We start from the raw sequence: 18,903 nt of genomic DNA, 5'->3' as shown, positions 1-18,903 counted from the left end.
ACTGTCCGATCGGGCTGTAACGACTGTCCAGATTGGGAGGCTGGAGCAGTACTCCGCGGCCAGCGATGCGGGCAAGAGCTGATGTACCAGCTCTGGCACTCATTGCAGTATGACCTTTCCTCGATACCGTTCATTCGCACACTGACGATTCGACACATGATCTCTCCTCCATAGGGTGATCGATTAAGAGCGGTGTACTCATAAACAATACATATATAAATACATATTGTCAATAGTACGGCCACAATGGCCATGCCTTTGCTTCACGCCGCACACGATAGCTGTTGTTGTTTCAAGCGATCATATTCACCTGCTCGTAGACCAACATGGTCTACAACAACTGCAAGCAGTTCCAATAGAGCTGCTAGCTCGCCGCAACCAAGCCCTTCCCGGCGAAACTGCCGCAGCCAGAAACGAGCGCGCAAAATATGAGCCTTTTTGACCAATCGCTCGACCTCACCGACCGCGATACCAAGCTCATCACGACTCGCGCCAGCTGCATATGCCAGTTTGAGCATAACTTCTACCTGACGCTCCGTTTGCATGATCTCTGCAAACGGGATCTTCGGCGTCATCCGATCAGGAAACTGACCGATCCGCTCGCGCAGCAACTGCAGCATGTGCAGTGCTGCTGCTTTGTCATTTAATCTTTGCTGTGCCATGGAACACCTCTCTCTTGCGTATGTAAATGTACTTACTTAGTGTAGTGTATACACTATTAGTAAATAGTCAAACACAAAAAAAGCCCGACCGCTGGATGCGATCGGGCATGTTCTTATAGCGATGTGTTACGTTACCACCGCAAGATACGCTTGTTGGTAAGCACGAACACCAACGAGGTTCTGCAGCCGATTCTGTGAAGCCGGCTCGCCATCTTCATCGACGGCACCCGGTTCCATTAGCTCGCTGAGACGTTTGCTGATCCGAGTAATTTCGGACTGAAAATAATCGGCCGGAGAACCGATACTCACTCCCTGCGAAAATTCTATCGCCAGTATGTGATTGAGCGCATCCTGAGTAGTGACCGTCTTAAGGCTTATGCCTTGAACCCGAACCACTTTCATCGGTAGTGCTTCCATGTTTCTTTCTCCTCTATTAGAGACAGGTTTGGTTGTACAAAGTTACCTTTTTAAAATAGCATAAAAATTCATATTGTCAATACATACGCTGTCTTTTGACTTTTTCAAGCAGCCAGGTATACTCTCGATATCTGATGAATGACTGCTCGGCCTTCGGCCGAGCAGCTTTCGTAGGAAGGCGGCGGTTTTGCTGGGCAGAGCCCGCAAAACCGCCGCCACACATAACAATTTAATAAACTAGTGTGGTATTGCATGGCACAAGTCATGATGCGACACGTAATAAACAATACAATGTTTGACCTTAAAGTAATTAACTCAGTCCTCGGAGAAATGGAAGAAGAGCGTGGAATTCCACGCGCACGCATGATCGACGCGATCGAGCAATCACTGGCGACTGCATACAAGAAAGAATTTGGAAAGCGTGGACAGATCATCACGTGTAAATTTGACATGGAAACAGGCGCAACTGTCTTCAACCAGATCAAGATCGTGGTTGATGAGAGCATGCTGAAGCCTGAACCAGAACTCGATGAAGATGGCAATCCGATCGAAGTAGAGGAGGAGGAACCGGTAGAAGGCGAAGAAGAGGATACACGAGTACGTTTCGACGAAGAGAAGCACATCATGATCAACACTGCAAAGATGATCAAGAAGGATGTTGAACTTGGCGAAGAACTCGTGTTCCCGCTTGAAAGTAAGGATGATTTTGGTCGTATCGCAGCTCAGACCGCGAAGCAGGTGATCATGCAAAAGATCCGTGAGGCAGAAAAAGAATCAGCCCTCGCAGAATTCGGTCAGAAAGCTGGCGATATCGTGATCGGCCACGTGCAGCGCTTTGAACGCGGTAATCTGTACGTCGATCTTGGTCGTGTCACTGCGATCATGCCGTACGAAGAGCAAATTCCCGGTGAACGATTCAAACCAGGAGAAAGACTACGTGCTATCTTGCTAGCGGTTGAAGAGACTCCACGAGGTATCTTCCTTAAGCTATCACGTTCACACCCAGACTTCTTGGTGGCCCTCTTTACTGTTGAAGCTCCAGAGCTTCAGACCGGGGCCGTGGAAGTGAAGGCAGTCGCCCGCGAAGCTGGTGCTCGCAGCAAGATCGCTGTATACGCACATGATGATCACATCGACCCAGTTGGTTCTCTTGTGGGACAACGCGGCGTTCGTGTATCGACTGTCATGAGCGAACTCGGTGGTGAAAAGATCGATATTATTGAATGGTCACCAGAGATCGACGAATTCATTGAGGATGCGCTTTCACCAGCCCAAGTGCTTGGTATCACCATCGAATCTGAACCAAATGAAGAGGAACACGAACGTGGACACGCGGTCGCTGAAGTGGCTCCAGACCAGCAATCACTTGCGATCGGCCGTGGTGGACAAAACGTTCGCCTCGCTGCCAAGCTTACTGGCTGGAAGATCGATATCGTTTCGGCTGCTACCGGAGAAGATCTCGCTGAAGCAGATGCAGACGGTGAGGTAGATCTTGAAGCACCGATCGACACCGCGGCTGGTAGTGACGATGATGCACTTGAGAACGAAGACGCTACTACCACCAAGCCAGACATTGAGGAAGTCCTCGAGGAAGTAGACGAGACCAGCGACCGCGATGATACTGGTGCTGATGAAGAAGACGAGATTGATACTCCAGAAGAAGCAGAGGAAGAGTTAGCTCCAGCGGTAGATGAAGAAATTGTAGAGGAAATTGAGAAGGCAGAAGAAGAAAAGAAGGATTAAATAATACAACATACAAAAAGTGCCGGCCCTTCGGGGCCGGCCTTTTATATATAAAAAAACAGCGGCTGTGCCGCTGTTTGTTCATTTTGAACTCCGCTTGACCCCAAACTGCAACCGAAGCTCTTTTGGTAGATCAAACTTTCTTTCCTCAAATCGCTTACGTTGTTTGCTGGTCAAGCTGACTTGATGATGCGTCAAAAACTCCATCAAAGCACGTTTAGCAAATGGACCAAGTTTTTTCTTGCCCTTTGGACCGAGTGCCTTCAGTGCCCACCGAATCACACGGGATTCATCATCATCTGCGCAGGTCTCGAGAATATCGTTGACCTGACTCACATCTGAATCCGACGAAGCTCCCTTCGTGAGTTCATAAACCTTTTTCCCAAGTTTTGTACACTTCTTACCCATCAGCTTTTCCTCGCTTTGCAGAGTTGTACGACTACCTGCAGGATGCCTGAATTTGGCTGATTTTTCAAGGTAAAAGCGGCGGGGTCACGAAGTGACCCCGCCGCTTTTACTCTACTTAAGTGAGACTACTGCTCACCAAACCGCTTAATACAATCCTCGATCACCGCTACTGCTTCCTTTGCGTCACCGTAGCCGAGCACTTTAGTCGTACCTGGCTTCTTAAGGTCTTTGTAGGTATTGAAGTGGTACTCCACCTTGCGCTTCCACTGTTCTGGGAGGTCTTCAAGCGATTGGATCGCATTGCCGCTATCGCGCTCGTCAGCTGGAACACAGATAACCTTGTGGTCCATCTCGCCATCATCTTCGAAGTTGAGAACACCAATGATTCGCGCCTCTACCACCACGCCGAGTGGAATTTCTTCTGGACACACGAGCAATGTATCGAGCTCATCACCATCTTCGTCGAGAGTACCTGGAATGAAGCCATAGTTGGTTGGCTTGGCGAAGATCTCAGGCTCTACTCGGTCAAGCTCAAAGGTGCACTTCTCACGGTTGTACTCAACTTTTAGCATCGACCCTTTTGGAATCTCTACTACCGTATTGATAAGGCCATTTTCGAGATCTCCTGGAGTATAGAGTTTGTTGTAATCTGTCATGATATTTATGGGTTTTATGCAGCGGATTATAGCATGCAAACAGTATTTTTGAAGTAAAACAAGGGTTTTTGGGCGAGGTGTGTATAGCGCCGCTCGGGCATCCGCCCGAGCGGCGCTATACTTTAAGAATACAAGTAGGGATGCCTGTTCATGGGCATATTTATGAAGGTTTGTTATATATGAAAGCAATTACACATATTATTGTGACGCACGTGGTCTTTCTCGCTCTGTTTGCAGGCGCTGCACTAGCACTTGCGCAAGAGAACACTAGTGACACGGATTACACTGGGCCAGAAGATAACCCACCGGCACTCAACTCACCTGCTGCAGAACGTCGTGCTCAGTTTGAGGCAAACATGGAGGATCGACGTGAGGAATTCCAAGAGAATATGGAAGAGCGCAAAGCTGAAATGGAAGAACGTCGCGAGGAACTTGCCAGCACTACCGAAGCTCGCAAAGAACAGCTGCAAGAAAAGCGTGAGGAAGTGCAGCAAAATATGGAGGAACGTCGGGCTCAGCTCCAAGAGCGAGTACAAGAACGAGTGACCAACCTCGCTGCCAACATGAGTAACCGGATCGACGCAGCGATCGCGCGCATCCAGAACATCATTGATCGACTCGCCTCACGCATTGAGAAGCTCGATGAACTTGGAGTCGATACGAGCGAAGCAGAAGCTGCCCTCGCTTCAGCCCAACTCTCAGTTGATGCTGCTGCTGACGCGATCGCCGGTATCGACGAAGCAGTCGCAGAGGCGGTTGGTTCAGAGGATGTCCGCGTTGCCTGGGAGACCGTCCGCGAGATCATCACTACCGTTCGAGACCACCTCAAGACCGCTCAGACGGAACTCCGCGCTACCGTGGCAGCCTTAAAGGAAGCAGCCGCGGCCGCTGAGCTCGGACAAGGCGTCAGCAATGCAGTACGTGCCAACGCTGGCTCTAGTACACCTGATTCAGAAGAAGCTGAGTAGCAACATAACAAATCAACACCATGAATGAAGAACAAAACGACATCCAAACTCCACACTACGAAGGCGAAGTCATGAAGATGCCTGAAAACACTGACGCGACTGAGGTAGGACAAGCTGCTGAAAAGAGCATGGTCACCGGACCGATCCTCGCTATGCTGGTGGCGCTACTCATTGTGATCCTCGGTGGTATGTACTACTGGCTCAGCACTATGAACCAGCCAGCTCCAGCGCCAGTTGCACCAGTAGTAGAACGCCCAACTCCAGAAGAAAACAACGAACCAGAAAGCACGACCGCAGAAGCACAAACTGAAGTTCTCACAACTGTTAGCACTTCAGACGAGATCAGCGCGATCGAAGCAGATCTCGAATCGACCGATCTAGACAGTCTTGATGCTGAACTTGATGCTATCGATGCCGAACTAGATGCGGCACTCGAAGGACAATAGAAGATGTGAGGTGTATGAAGGCCGGCCCCTTCGGGGCCGGCCTTTTACGTCCTCCACCGGTTGCAATTTCGTCAAAGTTACGTACACTGGCGGACACTATGTCACAATCACATTCTCATACCCACGAGGTCGATTTTAAAAAAGCATTTACCGTCGAAGAACTCGACGGTTCAATGGTGAAGATCACTGGCGAACTCCCATACGCTGAGCTTCTAAGTGAACGCAAAGCAGCACTCGTTGCACTCGGGAAGAACGTAGAGCTCGACGGTTTCCGCAAGGGCCATGTTCCTACCCCAGTACTCGAAAAGCACCTTGGTGAAATGACCATTCTCGGCGAGATGGCAGAACGCGCAATCTCACACGCGTACCCACACATCGTAGAAGAGCACAAACTTGAAGTGATCGGTCACCCGCAGATCGAAGTAACCAAGATCGCTCCAGAGAATCCACTCAGCTTCACTGTCACCGTGGCAGTCATTCCAAAATTTGATCTTCCTGAATATGAAAAGATCGCCAAGGATCTCAATAAGAATCGTCCGACTGACGAAGTGGCTGACGAAGAAGTTACTGAGAAGATCAAGGAGATCCAGAAGCAGAAGCGTGCCTACGAACGCATGCAGGAACTGGCGCAGAAGCAGCAAGATGAAAATGCGGAACCAGAAGCGGAAAAGAAAGACGAAGGAGATGCGCCACTGCCAGAACTCACCGACGAATACGTAAAAACCCTTGGGCAGCCTGGTCAATTTGAAACGGTTGACGATTTCAAGACAAAGCTTCGTGAGCACCTTGAGATCGAGAAGAAGCAACAGAACGCTACCAAGCACCGCGGCGACCTCACCGACGCGATCATCGACAAGACCGAGATCATTCTCCCGCAGATCCTTATTGATTCAGAGATCAATCAAATGTTTGCGCAGATGGAAGAAGACATCAAACGCGCTGACCTCAAGATGGAAGACTACCTTGCCCACATTAAGAAGACTCGTGACGACCTCAAGAAAGAATGGACCCCAGCCGCAGAAAAGCGAGCAAAACTGCAGCTCGTTCTAAATGAGATCGCTAAGAAAGAAGAGATCGTGCCTGATATTGAGAAAGTGAACGAACAGACCAAGGAGCTCATGGAACGCTTCAAGGATGCTGATGAACACCGCGTACGACTCTATGTCGCATCAGTTCTCCTCAATGAAGATGTGATGAAGAGTTTGGAGGAGAAGTAGGTCAGTAAAAACCAGCCGCCGAGTGTTTTGAGGACATTGCGGAAGGCGTATCCTAAACGCCTGAGCATAGGACTTGATCCGTGTCTGAAGAACACTCGGCGGCTGGTTTTACTTTTACTCAATTTTTCAGTACGATTGCGAAGTACTAACACATTGAAACCCGAAATTTTATGAACAACGAAAAAGAAACCAACCTTCCGGCAGCACAACTGGTACCGATGGTGATCGAGAAGACCGTCGGTGGTGAACGAGCGTTCGATATCTTCTCTCGCCTCCTCAAGGAGCGCATTATCTTTGTGACTGGCCCTATCGAAGACCACATGGCTGGATTGATCACCGCTCAGCTGCTCTTCCTTGAAAGTGAAGACCCAAAGAAAGACATCTACCTCTACGTAAACTCACCAGGAGGGAGCGTGACCGCTGGCCTCTCGATCGTCGACACCATGAACCACATCAAGCCAGACGTGGCGACCGTGTGTGTTGGTATGGCGGCATCAATGGGATCAATCATCCTCTCACAAGGCCAGAAGGGTAAGCGATTCATCCTGCCAAACGCCGAAGTGATGATCCACCAGCCATGGGGTGGCGCACAAGGACAAGCGTCAGACATTGAGATCACTGCCAAGCACATCATCAAGACAAAGAACCGTCTCAATACGATGCTTGCAAAAGCGACTGGACAGAAGCTGGCTCAGGTGGAGAAAGACACCGACCGTGACTTCTTCATGGACGCTGACGAAGCAATGAAGTACGGTATTGTCGATAAGGTGTACAAATAAATCCTTACGACACTTCAAGAAAAGCGGGCGGACCCCTAAAGGGGCCCGCCCGCTTTTCTTGACTTTCTCCCCGACAAAAACTATCTTTCACCTAGACACACAGCACACCAAAGGAGAAGCAGATGCGTCAGTCACACATGCCCTACATCGGCATCACTGATTTCACCAGTCCCGAGCAAGTACGGGATATGCTCGGATTTATGGACGATCTCACTTTTTCTGACCCTTTATTTGATCGCGTCCTGCATGTCGGTGTTATGATGAGCCGCAAGACGCTGATGGGGATTGAAACCAAGTGGGCAAAAGCCTTCCCGCCCAAGGAAAACATTGCCAGAATCTTCAGCTACCCTGAAGCCTACAATTGCCTCCACTACGCCAACTTCGACTACAGCACCGGAATCGAGGACGAGCTGGTCCGCGCACTTTCCTACGGCGGAGAGAACCTTCGCGCAATTCAGCTCGACATGACCTGGCCTGACCCCGACAATGTCCACAAGGCCATGCACCGGACTGGGAAAAATATCGAGGTGATCATGCAGATCGGAAAGAAGGCTCAAGCGATGTGCGGTGATGATCCAAAGCGGGTTGCTGAGTACCTCGATCGCTACACAGGCGTCGTTGATCGTGTCCTGCTTGATAAGAGCATGGGCATGGGACTTGGCATGGATGCAATGGCCATGTTGCCATTCTTGCGCGAGATCAGCGAGCGTATACCACAGCTGCAACTTGTCGTGGCTGGCGGACTTGGTCCAACCTCACTACACCTGCTTGATCCCGTTCTGGCAGAGTTCCCACGCATCAGCTTCGATGCTCAGGGCAAATTGCGGCCAAGCGGCGACGCACTCAACGAGCCACTTGATTGGCACTATGTACGCAGCTATCTGTATCAAGCCATCGCCAAGATCTACTACTATCAAGGGCTGGCAGCATAGCAAAAGCGCGACCGTTCCGGTCGCGCTTTTTTTGTGACACCAGCGATGATGGTCACGCCGATCGCTGTTCTTTGGCAGAGCGATACAGTACGTACGCCAACAGCACAAAGAAACCGATCGCCCCACCCGCAAGCACCAATAAAGATCCGAACTGGAGAATTGTCTGCATAGCTAGTTCACTCCTCTGTTGCCTTTGGTACGCTAGCACTTTACCCTCCAATTTACAAACCGCCATTTCTCCTGTACAGTGCAATCGTACAGACACGAGCTTTTTGAAGCATTTATTGAAATAAGAAGAAAACATGCCGCCGCCACTTGTATTTGCAGCGTTGCTGGTTGGGGCTTTGTTTCTTGGGATTATTGCCGGATACGTTGTGCGGTATCTACACGCACAGTCAAAGACGAATTCGATCGAGCTACGAATAAAAGAACGAGAGATCACTGCCGAAAAGAAAGCGTTCGTGATCGTTGAAGAAGCCGAAAAGAAAGCCGAAAAGATCGAGAACGAAGCCAAAGCTGAACGAAAGCACTTAGAGGAGAAGTTGGAACAAAAAGAAACTCGCCTTGATAAACGCGAGGAAGTTCTTGATGAGCGCCAGATCGAACTGGACTCACAAAAAGAAGATGTCCGCGGGAAGATCGAACAGGTCAAGACGATCAAGACACAACTTGATGAGCGAAAGCTGGAAATCGATCAAAAGATCGAAGAAGTAGCAGGACTCTCAAAAGACGAAGCATACGAACGATTGATCGCAAAGATCGAGAACGAACGCGAGGAAGATCTTCGTGGCCGGCTCGAAAAGATCGATCGACTCGGCGAAGAGCAATACGAAGCTAAAGCGCAGAATATCCTACTCGCTGCCATTCATCGCCTCGGCAACACCATGGCGCCAAACCTCATGACGGCGCACGTAGAGATCCCGAGCGATGACCTCAAAGGTAAAGTGATCGGAAAAGAAGGACGAAATGTGCGTGCCTTTGAGCGTGCAACTGGTGTTGATGTGCTCATCGATGAGTCACCTGGCTACATCGTGCTTTCTAGCTTTGACCCGATCCGTCGTGAGATCGCGCGAGTTGCCCTTGAAGCACTCCTCAAAGACGGACGTATCCAGCCAGCCAAGATCGAGGAAACGGTAGAAAAAGCTCGCAGTGAAGTAGCAAAGACTGTGAAAGCAATGGGGGAAAAGGCGTGCTATGAAGCAAATGTACCAAACCTCCACCCAGACCTCGTGACCATTCTTGGTCGTCTTCATTTCCGCACGAGCTATGGACAAAACGTGCTCTGGCACTCAGTTGAGATGGCGCATATCGCAGGCATCATTGCAGAAGAAGTTGGCGCCAATCCTGCGATCGCCCGAGCGGGCGCACTTCTTCACGACATTGGTAAGACCGTGAGTCACGAGGTGGCTGGTACTCACGTCGAGATCGGCATTCGCATTCTTGAGAAGTACGGCGTTGATGAGCAAGTTATCTTGGCAATGCGAGCACATCATGAAGAGTACCCATACGAAACACCTGAGAGCATCATTGTCCAAGTGGCCGACGCGATCTCTGGTGGTCGTCCAGGTGCACGCCGTGATTCACTCGAAAATTACATCAAGCGACTCTCAGATCTCGAACACATCGCAACCAGTCTCAGTGGCGTTGAAAAAGCCTTTGCGATCGCTGCTGGACGCGAGATCCGCGTACTAGTGAATCCGACCACACTGAACGATATTGAGACCAATACCCTTGCTCGCACCATCGCCACCAACATCGAAGCGCAGCTGCGCTACCCTGGTGAGATCAAGGTGCACGTCATTCGCGAGACACGAGTAGTGAGTTACGCTCGATAGAACTTTGATCAAAAATAAAACCAGGCGGCACCCTTCGGGTGCCGCCTGGTTTTATTTTACTTAGACGTCAACGTTTTTGAAATGCTCCAGAAATAGTCAAATTGATTTTTAAAAGTCTTTGTTAATTCTTTACTATCAATTACAAAGCCATAATGTTCCTGTTCAGATGACAAAAAAGCAACTTTCGTGCCATAGATACCGTACCCCGTTGTCTGATCAATTTCCTTTGGCAGTATTCGCACTCTACGCATAAAGTTTTTTTCGTTCGGACTACCCTCCATAAAAGAATACTGCTCCTGCTCTACCCGTTTTGCATCTGGCCAAAGCACGTTTAGCCAAATACCACGCTTCATACGCTCTTGGTGAAATTCATTTAGAACATCAACTGGAATAGAACGTACCATCTCACTAATCGGCCAAAGCCAGTATGTTTCTTTCTCTTTGGCACGCAAGACATCCCATAAAATCTGAGAAGCTGCATTGGACTGATCATATACGTAAAACTTAGGAGAATAATACGAATTTATTTTTGTATATGACTCCATCTCAACGACAAATTTTTCTCTTTCAGATTTCAATTCATTGATTCTCCTGTCATATAGATCAGTGATTGTCGTTGGCGATTCTGCGTAAAAAACTGTTCGACCATCTTGCAAACCTTTTTTTACCAACGCTGCCTTAAGCAGCGTCTCCAAGTGACCATACAGTGTTGCTCGGGGGACATTAACCATTCGACTGAGCTCTAAAACGCTCATTCCCCCTGACTGTGAAAGGAGTGCGACGTACGTATTTGCCTCAGCCTCTGAAAGGCCAATATTTTCAATGTTTGTCTTGATAGACGTATTCATAAATTGCATGCAGGATATGACGTCGTATGCCGACGACAGATTTACATTACAGTAAATTATCTGTATAGTCAACACAGATTCTCATCCACATATACAAGGAGAAGACCAATGAGACAATCGCTAATTAACATTGCCCTACAGATTTCCTGGTCCACCGAAAAACTCATCAGACGCAGATTCTTAAGCGATCTTTTATCTACAAAGCTATTTTGGCTAATGGCCACGATAGTGTCGGTAGTTTTGTTCTACGCATTCATGCAGTATGCGATACCCGATATTGAGGTTACTACTGCAACTTGGAAGGATCTTTTGATCTTCAAAGGAGTGCCCTTACTCCTAGTAACGATCATTGGAACTCTAATTTGTCTTAGCCTAGCAGTAGTATTCGTCACGCCGTTGCTGCTTATACGGAGGGTCATCACACTCTTCTACAAGTTGTGTTTATACGAACTACTCGTATTCGATAATCAAGGGTCGGTGGTAAAAATATTTCCCGCTGAATCTACAGTCTCACACAAGGAACTGCGGTCATTAGGCGGAGTTGCACTTGATCTAAAACCTAATAAGCAGTCGTACAGGCTCTGGTACATAAATGGCGTCTATGTTGAACGATCACATGGTGATGAACTACCAGACAGCCGTAGCATTGTAGGGAAAATGAATGTTCGTGTTGATTGTGCTTGGGGAGATACTGCTAAATCAGTGTGGTTGATTCACCACAGTCAAAGAAGTGAACGTGATATCAACGAGTTGATAAAACGGGCGGCTATTGATTCACTAGCTGAATTACTAGCAAGTATGCACTGCTCAAAAAAACACAATATGGAGACCAGCTTTCGACAGCTCTTTGAGAAAAGAGTGGGCGCTGCTGGGGTCACTGTTACAAAAGTAGAGATCACGAATTGATCAGAGTGCAGCTTAGCATGACACCAGCTGGTGTCATGCTTTTTTTATTACAACACAAAATTATCCCTTGTGTAGTCGTTGCAGGCATATAGTGTTGCTATATAATGATTTGCAAGCCAATACGGCACCGTGCTTGAGTTATCGCTCACCACAACTTTACACACTAGAAAAAATAATTTTCTGATCTATGAACAAAGCAGACATCATCAGCAAAGTGCACGAAGTACTCGACACCACTAAAGCTGACGCAGAGCGCGCAGTTGACGCTGTGTTTGACAGCATCGTAGCTGCAATGAAGGATGGCAACCAGGTTTCTGTTGCTGGCTTCGGTATCTTTGAAGCTAAGATGCGTGCTGCTCGCGAAGCACGAAACCCACGCACCGGCGAGACTGTAAAGGTACCAGCAATGCGCGTACCAAAGTTCCGAGCTGCTAAGGCACTCAAGGACTCAGTTAAGTAGTATTTCTCCACTAGTACAGAAACGGGCGGGCCCTTCGGGCCCGCCCGTTTTCTGTCATCTTTCAGATACAGAAAAGCCGGGCATGGAATGCCCGGCCACAATTTATTCAGAACCTTCAGTCATTTTCTTCCTGTATTGCAACTCGCGAAAAACTGCTTCGCCTTGATACACATCCAATCTACCAAGCATAACCTCCCTAGCAGCATCTATGATCCTATCGATCCACTGAGTTTTACTGGACGGCTCGTACTCACCATACGTTTTTTGAGCATGATCGTACCTGAGTTGCACCCACTCACGCTGAACTTCAGTTATTTCAGCCCCTTTTGATTCCATTGCACGAGCAAGCAGCTCCACCGCTCGCTTCTTCATGCTGACATACTCATCTTGAGCACCATCTTCGAGTCGCTTACGCGACTCTTCACGCCTCTGAGCAATTTCCTCTAGCAGAGCTTCACCTTGTATAGCATCCAAGCGATCAAGGAGAACTTCTTTAATCAATGCCAACCCGCCTCGTATTTGCTCTAGCCCAGGCGACACGACTCCTGCCTGCAGCCAGTCTTCTGCCAGTCTGATACGTAAAGCTAAAAGTTCGCCCATAACTTCTGCGATATCAGCGTAAGTGGCGTTCTTCGCTTTTTCAAGCAAAGATAAAATATCCTCTTTCACACCTTTCTCCTTTTACAGACCTATACTGAAGCAAAAATACTACGGCCACCATATTTGTAAATATGTTGTCAAAAGTTGACAAATATGCGAGGATTCGAACATGACTATCGCTGATACGCTCGCACAACTCGGCTGCTCACCAGCTGAGACAAAAACATTTCTTGCGCTCGCGAAGGAAGGTCAAGGCCGCGGCGTACTTGCCCTCAGCCGGATCATGAATATCCCCCGCCCGACCATCTACGTGCATCTGAAGTCTCTTATGGAAAAGGGGCTTGTACGCCGCGGTCTGGATGAAGGCGGTTCGATCTTTTACGCAGAAAACTACCACACTATTGCTGCGCTTTTTGAAGAAAAAGCTAAAGCGGTCCGCCTTTCAGGGAAGCAGTTCCAAGAACTCTGGGAACAGCGCGATATTCCTGAGCAGTATCAATCAAAGTTTTTCGTACACACTTCTCCCAAAGCTGCTGAAAACATCTTTCGTGACGTCCTGCATTCTCGTGACAAAGAGTCGCTCTGGGTGTGGCCGATTGTAGAGATGATGAAAGTCGTCTCCGACACTGCTTTCTCTCACTTCTACAATGAGCGTGTGGCCAGAAAACTGAAGGCCCGTATTATCTGGCCACAAAAGCGTACGATGAACGTACGAGAAATCGAGGATGTTTTTGGGTCACTCGATCCCAAAGAATCCCTTCGCACCATTCGCATTGCCCCAAACGATATTGATACGACTCTCGGGTACGCGGTGTATGGGAATAAAGTCGCGTTTATATCATCTAAGCGAGAAAACTACGGCTTTGTCATTGATAGTAAGGAGCTGGCTGACATGCATCGGTCGCAGTTTGAGCACCTCTGGAAAGAATCAAAACCGTTTTCAAAATCAAACGGAAAAAGGTAGCGCACTCAAAAATTATGCTATAATAATCACGTAGCGGAGGTAATACGCTATGTTCGGAGAAGCAAAGACCTTTGCTATTTCCCATCACATTTACAAAACACCCCAGCCAGGGTGTTTTGTATTTTGTACGCTTGCAGAATTGTACGGACCTGCTACCATGCAACCATGATTCACACACCAGCCATCACCATGATGATGATGGAAAGCGCTTGAGCGGGTGTGTTTGTCTGTATCTAATTACAATCAGTAACACCCCGCACAGGGGATTTTTTATTCTTTATGTTTGCAACTATTATCAATGACTGCCGCGACACTAACGCACGCGCACGCCAGACCAGCCGACTCGCCTCACTCCTTGGGGTAAATGTGTCGTTTGTTGGGGTCGAATCAGACCTTGAAGCTGGAGTCCAATTGATCGATATTCTCGATGCTACCGAAGGACGTCCAGGCGTTATCTTGGTCAATGTCGCACCACGCGGCGGCCACACGACTAAATGGGAGAATGGTACGCCGTTTGCGTACTTCCACTACCACGACACGCTTGTACTCACGACGGTAGACGGCTTTGCGCTTTCGGCCGTGAAAAGCCTCGGCCTCGCTACTGAAGTAAACCTACTCGACACCCACACCGCTGCAGACGCGATGCTCGCCGCTGGCTTTATCGATGAAGACGCTGCGTCGCGGATCCCGATCACCCAGTTCCGTAGCTTCGACTTCACCCCACGAGTCGCAGCGTTTCTCTTCACTGGCCACGAAGTACCACACACCTCATACTCCCTTAGCGAAGTACCTGACCTGCCGCCAGCCGTCTGGCACATCGACAACTTCGGCAACTGCAAAACTACCCTGACCGAGAAAGATCTGAGTGACTCTACCGAACTTACCACCCGTTTCGGCACACTGCCATACATTACCCAGCTGCGTGATGTCCCAGACTCCAAAGATGCAGTGATCACCGGTAGTTCTGGCATCAAGACCCACCGCTGGCTTGAGCTGGTGTGTCAGCGCAGTCCGTTTGCCACATCGCACCAAGTCTCGATCGGTGACGATATCTTTGAGGACAAATCCTACCAAACAACCGCGACCAGCTTGGAGAACGACTAAACAAAAGCCCCTCATCGGGGCTTTTGTTTAGGTAAGATCAGAAAATGGATTGTATGCTACTTCCCAGAGATGTCCGTCTGGATCAGCAAAGTAGCCTGAGTATCCACCCCAAAAAACCTTCTCTGGTGCTTTCACGATCTCTACCCCCTGTGCTCGCAGCTCCGCAAAGACCGCGTCGACTGCCGCCTCACTCGGCTCATTGTGCGCCAGCGTCACGCCTCGAAAGCCCTTTCCCTCGGCTGATACTGTTGCATCTTTGGCTAGCTCTTCCCTATTAAACAATCCGAGCCGCGCACCACCCATATCATAGAAGACAATTCCCTCGTCCTCAGAAACTGGTGTAAAGCCGAGTTTCTCTTCATAAAATGCCCGTGACACTGCTAGGTCAGCTACTCCGAGCGTCACAATAGAAAGTTTTTGTTTCATTGGTACAGTGTAGCAGAATTGGTTGTATTATCGGCCTGCTGTGCTAGAATCGTTGGACTTCAAGGAGTTTCTTGGGGTGCGGGTGTATCTTTGATACAATCGCTCATTCGTCCAAACTGTTTGGATGTGCATGCAAACACTGCTTGCATCAAAAGAAGTGGCGGGAGTGCTTGCGAGCAAGCTCGCGCCCACTCCCGCCACTTCTTTTGACCATCACTTCCAAACGCTTTGCAGACTCAATACGCGGGTGTAGTTTAGTGGTAAAACATCTGCCTTCCAAGCAGAGGTCGGGAGTTCGATTCTTCTCACCCGCACATATACTAGAAAGCCGGTTTTATACCGGCTTTCTAGTATTAGAATGATTGGTGATATACTTTTTTCATGAAAATATCATTTGTCCTGATCGCACTACCTATTGCATTCATCATTGGAATTACTTTTGCTTACCTCACCAACACACAGGAACCTGCCTCGCAACGGCCAGCACAAAAACAAGCTCCTGAAGAAATTACTGAAGGAGAAAGAGGGCCTCAAAGCACAAACAACGAAGTACCTTTGGAGAAAACTATGCAACTCAAGCAGGAAAATACACAATCACCCGAACCGATAGTAAAACCAGAAATACCTGCAGAGACAACAGCAAAAATTAATTCCACCACTGAGACAGTCAGGGCTACAACAGTCCAAAATTCTATTAACGAACTAGTTGCGACAGAGAGACAAATTGGGCCAGACATAACTGTTGGGTACATATGGAGATCATTTGAAGGTAGCCCGAAATTCAAGAGCTTACGGATTCCGATTTGGGATTTCAGTGCGATGGAAAATGAATACCAGGTTGATGTCTGGAATGGTAATTCTTTCGTTTTCTACAAAAACGCAAAGCCTCTGGCTGATGAAATAATTTTTCCAGAAGGTGGGGTTAGTCAGTTTAGAGTCACCGGAATTGATCCAGAATACGGAATATGTCCAGGAGAACGATCGCGTTTTACATGGATGGTTACTTTTGCCACGGATGGAACATTTAACGGGGAACGTGTTCCTATAACAATTGATGGTTCTGCAGACGGATTAAGTTGTAAAGTTGTACGATAAATAAATTAAATCATCGTTGAATAGCATACTCACAATTCACGCACCTCATTTGGCGCTTCAATCTTTCGATAATTTGCTACAATCGAAAGATGCGAATAATTGTGATCGGTCAAATGGGCAGTGGCAAAAGTACACTGACAAGAAAGATCGCTCAAAAATGTAGTGTCCCTAGGCTTGAACTAGATCGATTGTGGTTTGAGAACGGTGGCCACGACTGCTTAGTTAATGGCTGCACTGAAGAGAAAAAACAACAAATCAAAGAAAGGACACGTAAGGCGGTCTCTGATTTTCTCTCAGAAAATGAGGAGTGGGTCGTGGATGGTACTCATTCAAAAATTCAGCCATTGATAGCAGAAAAAGCTGATGCAGTAGTACTGATTCAGCGACCAATCCTGAAACGCCTGCTTAGTCATGTTGTGCGGGTGTTCAAAGGCAAAGATAGGCATCCAGAAGTAAGTTGGTGGAAAGACCTGTTACATACTAAGGTGATTTTTGATAGATGGCGGCAGAACAGACACGACACGCAAATGGATGCCGCAGCGGCATATCAGGACAAATTAGTTGTTCTAAGTAGTTTTAAAGAGATCGATCACTATTTCAATTCACTTGGATAAGATCAAGCTGGGCAACGCTGTAATTCATTAAATTCCCAACCTGCTATACTCAATCAATGCACAATCAAACTATCATCGACCAAACTGCTAAGTACGTACAAGAAACCCTCGCCGAAGCCGAGGGCGGACATGACTGGTGGCATATTTACAGGGTTTGGAAGAACGCACAGCACATTGCCAAGGAAGAGTCTGATGTAGACACGCTCGTCGTAGAACTCGGTGCCCTGCTCCACGATATCGCCGACTCAAAGTTCCATGGTGGTGACGAGGAGATCGGACCAAAGACCGCTCGCGCATTCTTGAGCAGTCTCGAACTCTCCGAGGAAGTGATCACGCACGTCGAGAACATCGTCCGACACATTTCATTTAAAGGCTCACTTGAAGGACAAAAATGGACCTCGCCGGAGCTAGAGGTCGTCCAGGACGCGGACCGACTCGATGCGATCGGTGCCATTGGTATCGCGCGCACCTTCAACTACGGTGGCCACAAAGGCCGCGCGCTGTATGACCCAACCATCAAGCCAAACTTACACATGTCCAAGGAAGAGTACAAAACGAGCACCGCTCCGACTCTCAACCACTTCTATGAAAAACTCTTGCTGCTCAAAGACCTCATGAACACCAAAACCGGCAAAGCGATCGCAGCCAAGCGACATGAGTACATGGAAGAATATCTCGCGCAATTCCTTGGTGAATGGGATGGAGAGCGGTGAAACTTGCCCTCTATTTCATTTCCGGTACACTAGGCAGAATACTGAGCCGGAGACAACGCGTACTTGGCACTATTATTCATTCACAATAGTAATACTATGAGCGAATTAAAAAGTGGCTACTACCGCGTTAGCGTGAAGGCCTTAATTCTTAACGAAACAAAGGATAAATTTCTTATCTGCGAGGAGAAGAACGGCGTCTGGGAACTCCCCGGCGGTGGACTCGACTGGGGAAAAACACCCCAAGAAGACTTGCCACGGGAAATTGGTGAGGAAATGGGCCTATCAGTTACTTCCGTTTCTGAGAACCCAAGTTACTTCATTACTGATCAAAATATTGACCAAACCCTATGGGTCGCGAATGCAGTCTACGAAACAACTGTTGAGCATTTAAACTTTACACCATCCGATGAATGCATGAGTGTAAAATTTGTCGACTACGATGACATAAAGAATATGAACGTCTTTCCAACTGTTAAAAAACTAGCCGAAATATTTGACCCGTCTAACCACTCATAACCTATGCAAATTGAATACGAAGCAACGTTTGCCAATGTCGATGTAGATGACATGCGCAGCAAGCTCAAGGCTGCCAATGCAACACTACAGCGACCAGAATTCACCCAGCGCCGGTCGGTTTTCCATCTACCAGAAGGTAATCATATCGCTGGCGGCTGGATGCGAGTGCGCGACGAAGGCGATAAGATCACTATGAGTGTAAAGGTGGTCGATGGTGAGAATATCGAAGACCAGAAAGAATCATGTCTCACGGTCGATAGCTACGAAGAAGCGGAAACCTTCCTCGGTACTATCGGCTGCCAGCGCAAAGCCTACCAAGAAACGAAGCGTGAACTTTGGCTACTTGATGAAGTCGAGGTCACTATCGACACCTGGCCGTTTCTCCCGCCATTTGTCGAAGTAGAAGGCGCATCAGAAGAGGCAGTGCGAGCAGTGTCAGAGAAACTCGGCTTTGATTGGACAGACGCCAAGTTCTGCTCGGTTGCCACGCTCTACAGTGAGAAATATGACGTACCCGAGGACGTGATCAATAACGAAACCCCACTGATCACCTTCGATATGGAAAATCCGTTTATCACGTAGTCTGCTATACTC

Annotated in this window: 23 protein-coding genes and 1 tRNA gene; 17 read left to right on the top strand and 7 right to left on the bottom strand. The window is 48.3% G+C overall.

Going from position 1 to position 18,903, the window contains the following annotated elements; genetic code table 11:
• Window positions 1-263: 263 nt before the first annotated feature.
• The gene (locus tag H6786_04330; protein ID MCB9816593.1) at window positions 264-662 is read right to left on the bottom strand and encodes a hypothetical protein; all 399 of its coding nucleotides are present in this window, start codon (window positions 660-662) and stop codon (window positions 264-266) included.
• Window positions 663-788: 126 nt separating this feature from the next.
• Complete coding sequence (locus H6786_04325; protein ID MCB9816592.1) at window positions 789-1,079, bottom strand: hypothetical protein; 291 nt, start codon at window positions 1,077-1,079, stop codon at window positions 789-791.
• A 252-nt stretch (window positions 1,080-1,331) separates the two neighbouring features.
• On the opposite strand from H6786_04325, the gene nusA reads away from it, so the two are divergent.
• Window positions 1,332-2,822, top strand: a complete 1,491-nt coding sequence (gene nusA / locus H6786_04320; GenBank protein ID MCB9816591.1) for a transcription termination/antitermination protein NusA — start codon at window positions 1,332-1,334, stop codon at window positions 2,820-2,822.
• Window positions 2,823-2,903: 81 nt separating this feature from the next.
• Here nusA and H6786_04315 read toward each other — a convergent pair whose 3' ends face one another.
• Window positions 2,904-3,230 (bottom strand): hypothetical protein, encoded by a 327-nt coding sequence (locus tag H6786_04315; GenBank protein MCB9816590.1) that lies wholly within the window; start codon window positions 3,228-3,230, stop codon window positions 2,904-2,906.
• Window positions 3,231-3,355: 125 nt separating this feature from the next.
• A complete protein-coding gene (locus H6786_04310) occupies window positions 3,356-3,886 on the bottom strand; it encodes an inorganic diphosphatase (GenBank protein MCB9816589.1) in 531 nt (176 codons plus the stop codon).
• A 179-nt stretch (window positions 3,887-4,065) separates the two neighbouring features.
• Here H6786_04310 and H6786_04305 point away from each other — a divergent pair, with 179 nt between their 5' ends.
• The 6 genes from H6786_04305 (at window position 4,066) to rny (ending at window position 10,063) form a co-directional block, all read left to right on the top strand.
• A complete protein-coding gene (locus tag H6786_04305; protein ID MCB9816588.1) occupies window positions 4,066-4,854 on the top strand; it encodes a hypothetical protein in 789 nt (262 codons plus the stop codon).
• Window positions 4,855-4,874: 20 nt separating this feature from the next.
• Entirely contained in the window at window positions 4,875-5,300 is a 426-nt protein-coding gene (locus tag H6786_04300) for a hypothetical protein (protein ID MCB9816587.1), read from the top strand.
• A 98-nt stretch (window positions 5,301-5,398) separates the two neighbouring features.
• Window positions 5,399-6,517 (top strand): hypothetical protein, encoded by a 1,119-nt coding sequence (locus H6786_04295; protein MCB9816586.1) that lies wholly within the window; start codon window positions 5,399-5,401, stop codon window positions 6,515-6,517.
• A gap of 209 nt (window positions 6,518-6,726) precedes the next feature.
• Window positions 6,727-7,296 (top strand): ATP-dependent Clp endopeptidase proteolytic subunit ClpP, encoded by a 570-nt coding sequence (clpP, locus tag H6786_04290; GenBank protein ID MCB9816585.1) that lies wholly within the window; start codon window positions 6,727-6,729, stop codon window positions 7,294-7,296.
• A 122-nt stretch (window positions 7,297-7,418) separates the two neighbouring features.
• Window positions 7,419-8,228, top strand: coding sequence for a hypothetical protein (locus H6786_04285; protein MCB9816584.1), 810 nt, complete (start codon window positions 7,419-7,421; stop codon window positions 8,226-8,228).
• 302 nt (window positions 8,229-8,530) lie between these two features.
• A complete protein-coding gene (rny, locus tag H6786_04280; protein ID MCB9816583.1) occupies window positions 8,531-10,063 on the top strand; it encodes a ribonuclease Y in 1,533 nt (510 codons plus the stop codon).
• Window positions 10,064-10,119: 56 nt separating this feature from the next.
• On the opposite strand, the gene H6786_04275 is transcribed toward rny, so the two are convergent.
• The gene (locus H6786_04275; protein MCB9816582.1) at window positions 10,120-10,911 is read right to left on the bottom strand and encodes a hypothetical protein; all 792 of its coding nucleotides are present in this window, start codon (window positions 10,909-10,911) and stop codon (window positions 10,120-10,122) included.
• A gap of 216 nt (window positions 10,912-11,127) precedes the next feature.
• Between H6786_04275 and H6786_04270 the strand changes: the two genes are divergently transcribed.
• Window positions 11,128-11,817, top strand: a complete 690-nt coding sequence (locus H6786_04270) for a hypothetical protein (protein MCB9816581.1) — start codon at window positions 11,128-11,130, stop codon at window positions 11,815-11,817.
• 187 nt (window positions 11,818-12,004) lie between these two features.
• On the top strand, window positions 12,005-12,277 hold the full coding sequence (locus tag H6786_04265; protein ID MCB9816580.1) for an HU family DNA-binding protein: 273 nt from the start codon (window positions 12,005-12,007) through the stop codon (window positions 12,275-12,277).
• A 102-nt stretch (window positions 12,278-12,379) separates the two neighbouring features.
• On the opposite strand, the gene H6786_04260 is transcribed toward H6786_04265, so the two are convergent.
• A complete protein-coding gene (locus H6786_04260; GenBank protein MCB9816579.1) occupies window positions 12,380-12,946 on the bottom strand; it encodes a hypothetical protein in 567 nt (188 codons plus the stop codon).
• A 100-nt stretch (window positions 12,947-13,046) separates the two neighbouring features.
• On the opposite strand from H6786_04260, the gene H6786_04255 reads away from it, so the two are divergent.
• Both H6786_04255 and H6786_04250 read left to right on the top strand, forming a co-directional pair.
• Complete coding sequence (locus tag H6786_04255) at window positions 13,047-13,841, top strand: ArsR family transcriptional regulator (protein ID MCB9816578.1); 795 nt, start codon at window positions 13,047-13,049, stop codon at window positions 13,839-13,841.
• A gap of 279 nt (window positions 13,842-14,120) precedes the next feature.
• Complete coding sequence (locus H6786_04250; GenBank protein ID MCB9816577.1) at window positions 14,121-14,945, top strand: hypothetical protein; 825 nt, start codon at window positions 14,121-14,123, stop codon at window positions 14,943-14,945.
• Between the two features lie 27 nt (window positions 14,946-14,972).
• On the opposite strand, the gene H6786_04245 is transcribed toward H6786_04250, so the two are convergent.
• Complete coding sequence (locus H6786_04245; GenBank protein MCB9816576.1) at window positions 14,973-15,371, bottom strand: VOC family protein; 399 nt, start codon at window positions 15,369-15,371, stop codon at window positions 14,973-14,975.
• Window positions 15,372-15,614: 243 nt separating this feature from the next.
• Between H6786_04245 and H6786_04240 the strand changes: the two genes are divergently transcribed.
• From H6786_04240 to H6786_04215, 6 genes are all read left to right on the top strand, one after another.
• Window positions 15,615-15,685, top strand: a tRNA-Gly gene (locus H6786_04240).
• 67 nt (window positions 15,686-15,752) lie between these two features.
• Entirely contained in the window at window positions 15,753-16,466 is a 714-nt protein-coding gene (locus tag H6786_04235) for a hypothetical protein (protein MCB9816575.1), read from the top strand.
• Between the two features lie 89 nt (window positions 16,467-16,555).
• Window positions 16,556-17,080 carry an AAA family ATPase gene (locus H6786_04230; GenBank protein MCB9816574.1) on the top strand — a complete coding sequence of 175 codons (525 nt, stop codon included), beginning with the start codon at window positions 16,556-16,558 and terminating at the stop codon, window positions 17,078-17,080.
• Between the two features lie 56 nt (window positions 17,081-17,136).
• Window positions 17,137-17,793, top strand: coding sequence for an HD domain-containing protein (locus H6786_04225; protein MCB9816573.1), 657 nt, complete (start codon window positions 17,137-17,139; stop codon window positions 17,791-17,793).
• A 96-nt stretch (window positions 17,794-17,889) separates the two neighbouring features.
• Window positions 17,890-18,309, top strand: a complete 420-nt coding sequence (locus H6786_04220) for an NUDIX hydrolase (GenBank protein ID MCB9816572.1) — start codon at window positions 17,890-17,892, stop codon at window positions 18,307-18,309.
• A 3-nt stretch (window positions 18,310-18,312) separates the two neighbouring features.
• Window positions 18,313-18,891: a CYTH domain-containing protein gene (locus tag H6786_04215; protein MCB9816571.1), complete on the top strand. Its 579-nt coding sequence runs from the start codon at window positions 18,313-18,315 to the stop codon at window positions 18,889-18,891.
• The last annotated feature ends 12 nt before the right edge of the window (window positions 18,892-18,903 follow it).

This window comes from Candidatus Nomurabacteria bacterium, assembly GCA_020632075.1.
Classification (GTDB): Bacteria; Patescibacteriota; Minisyncoccia; order Phycocordibacterales; family UBA918; genus OLB19.
The sequence above is the reverse complement of the archived record's forward strand: the minus strand, read 5'-3'. Positions and strand labels throughout refer to the sequence as shown.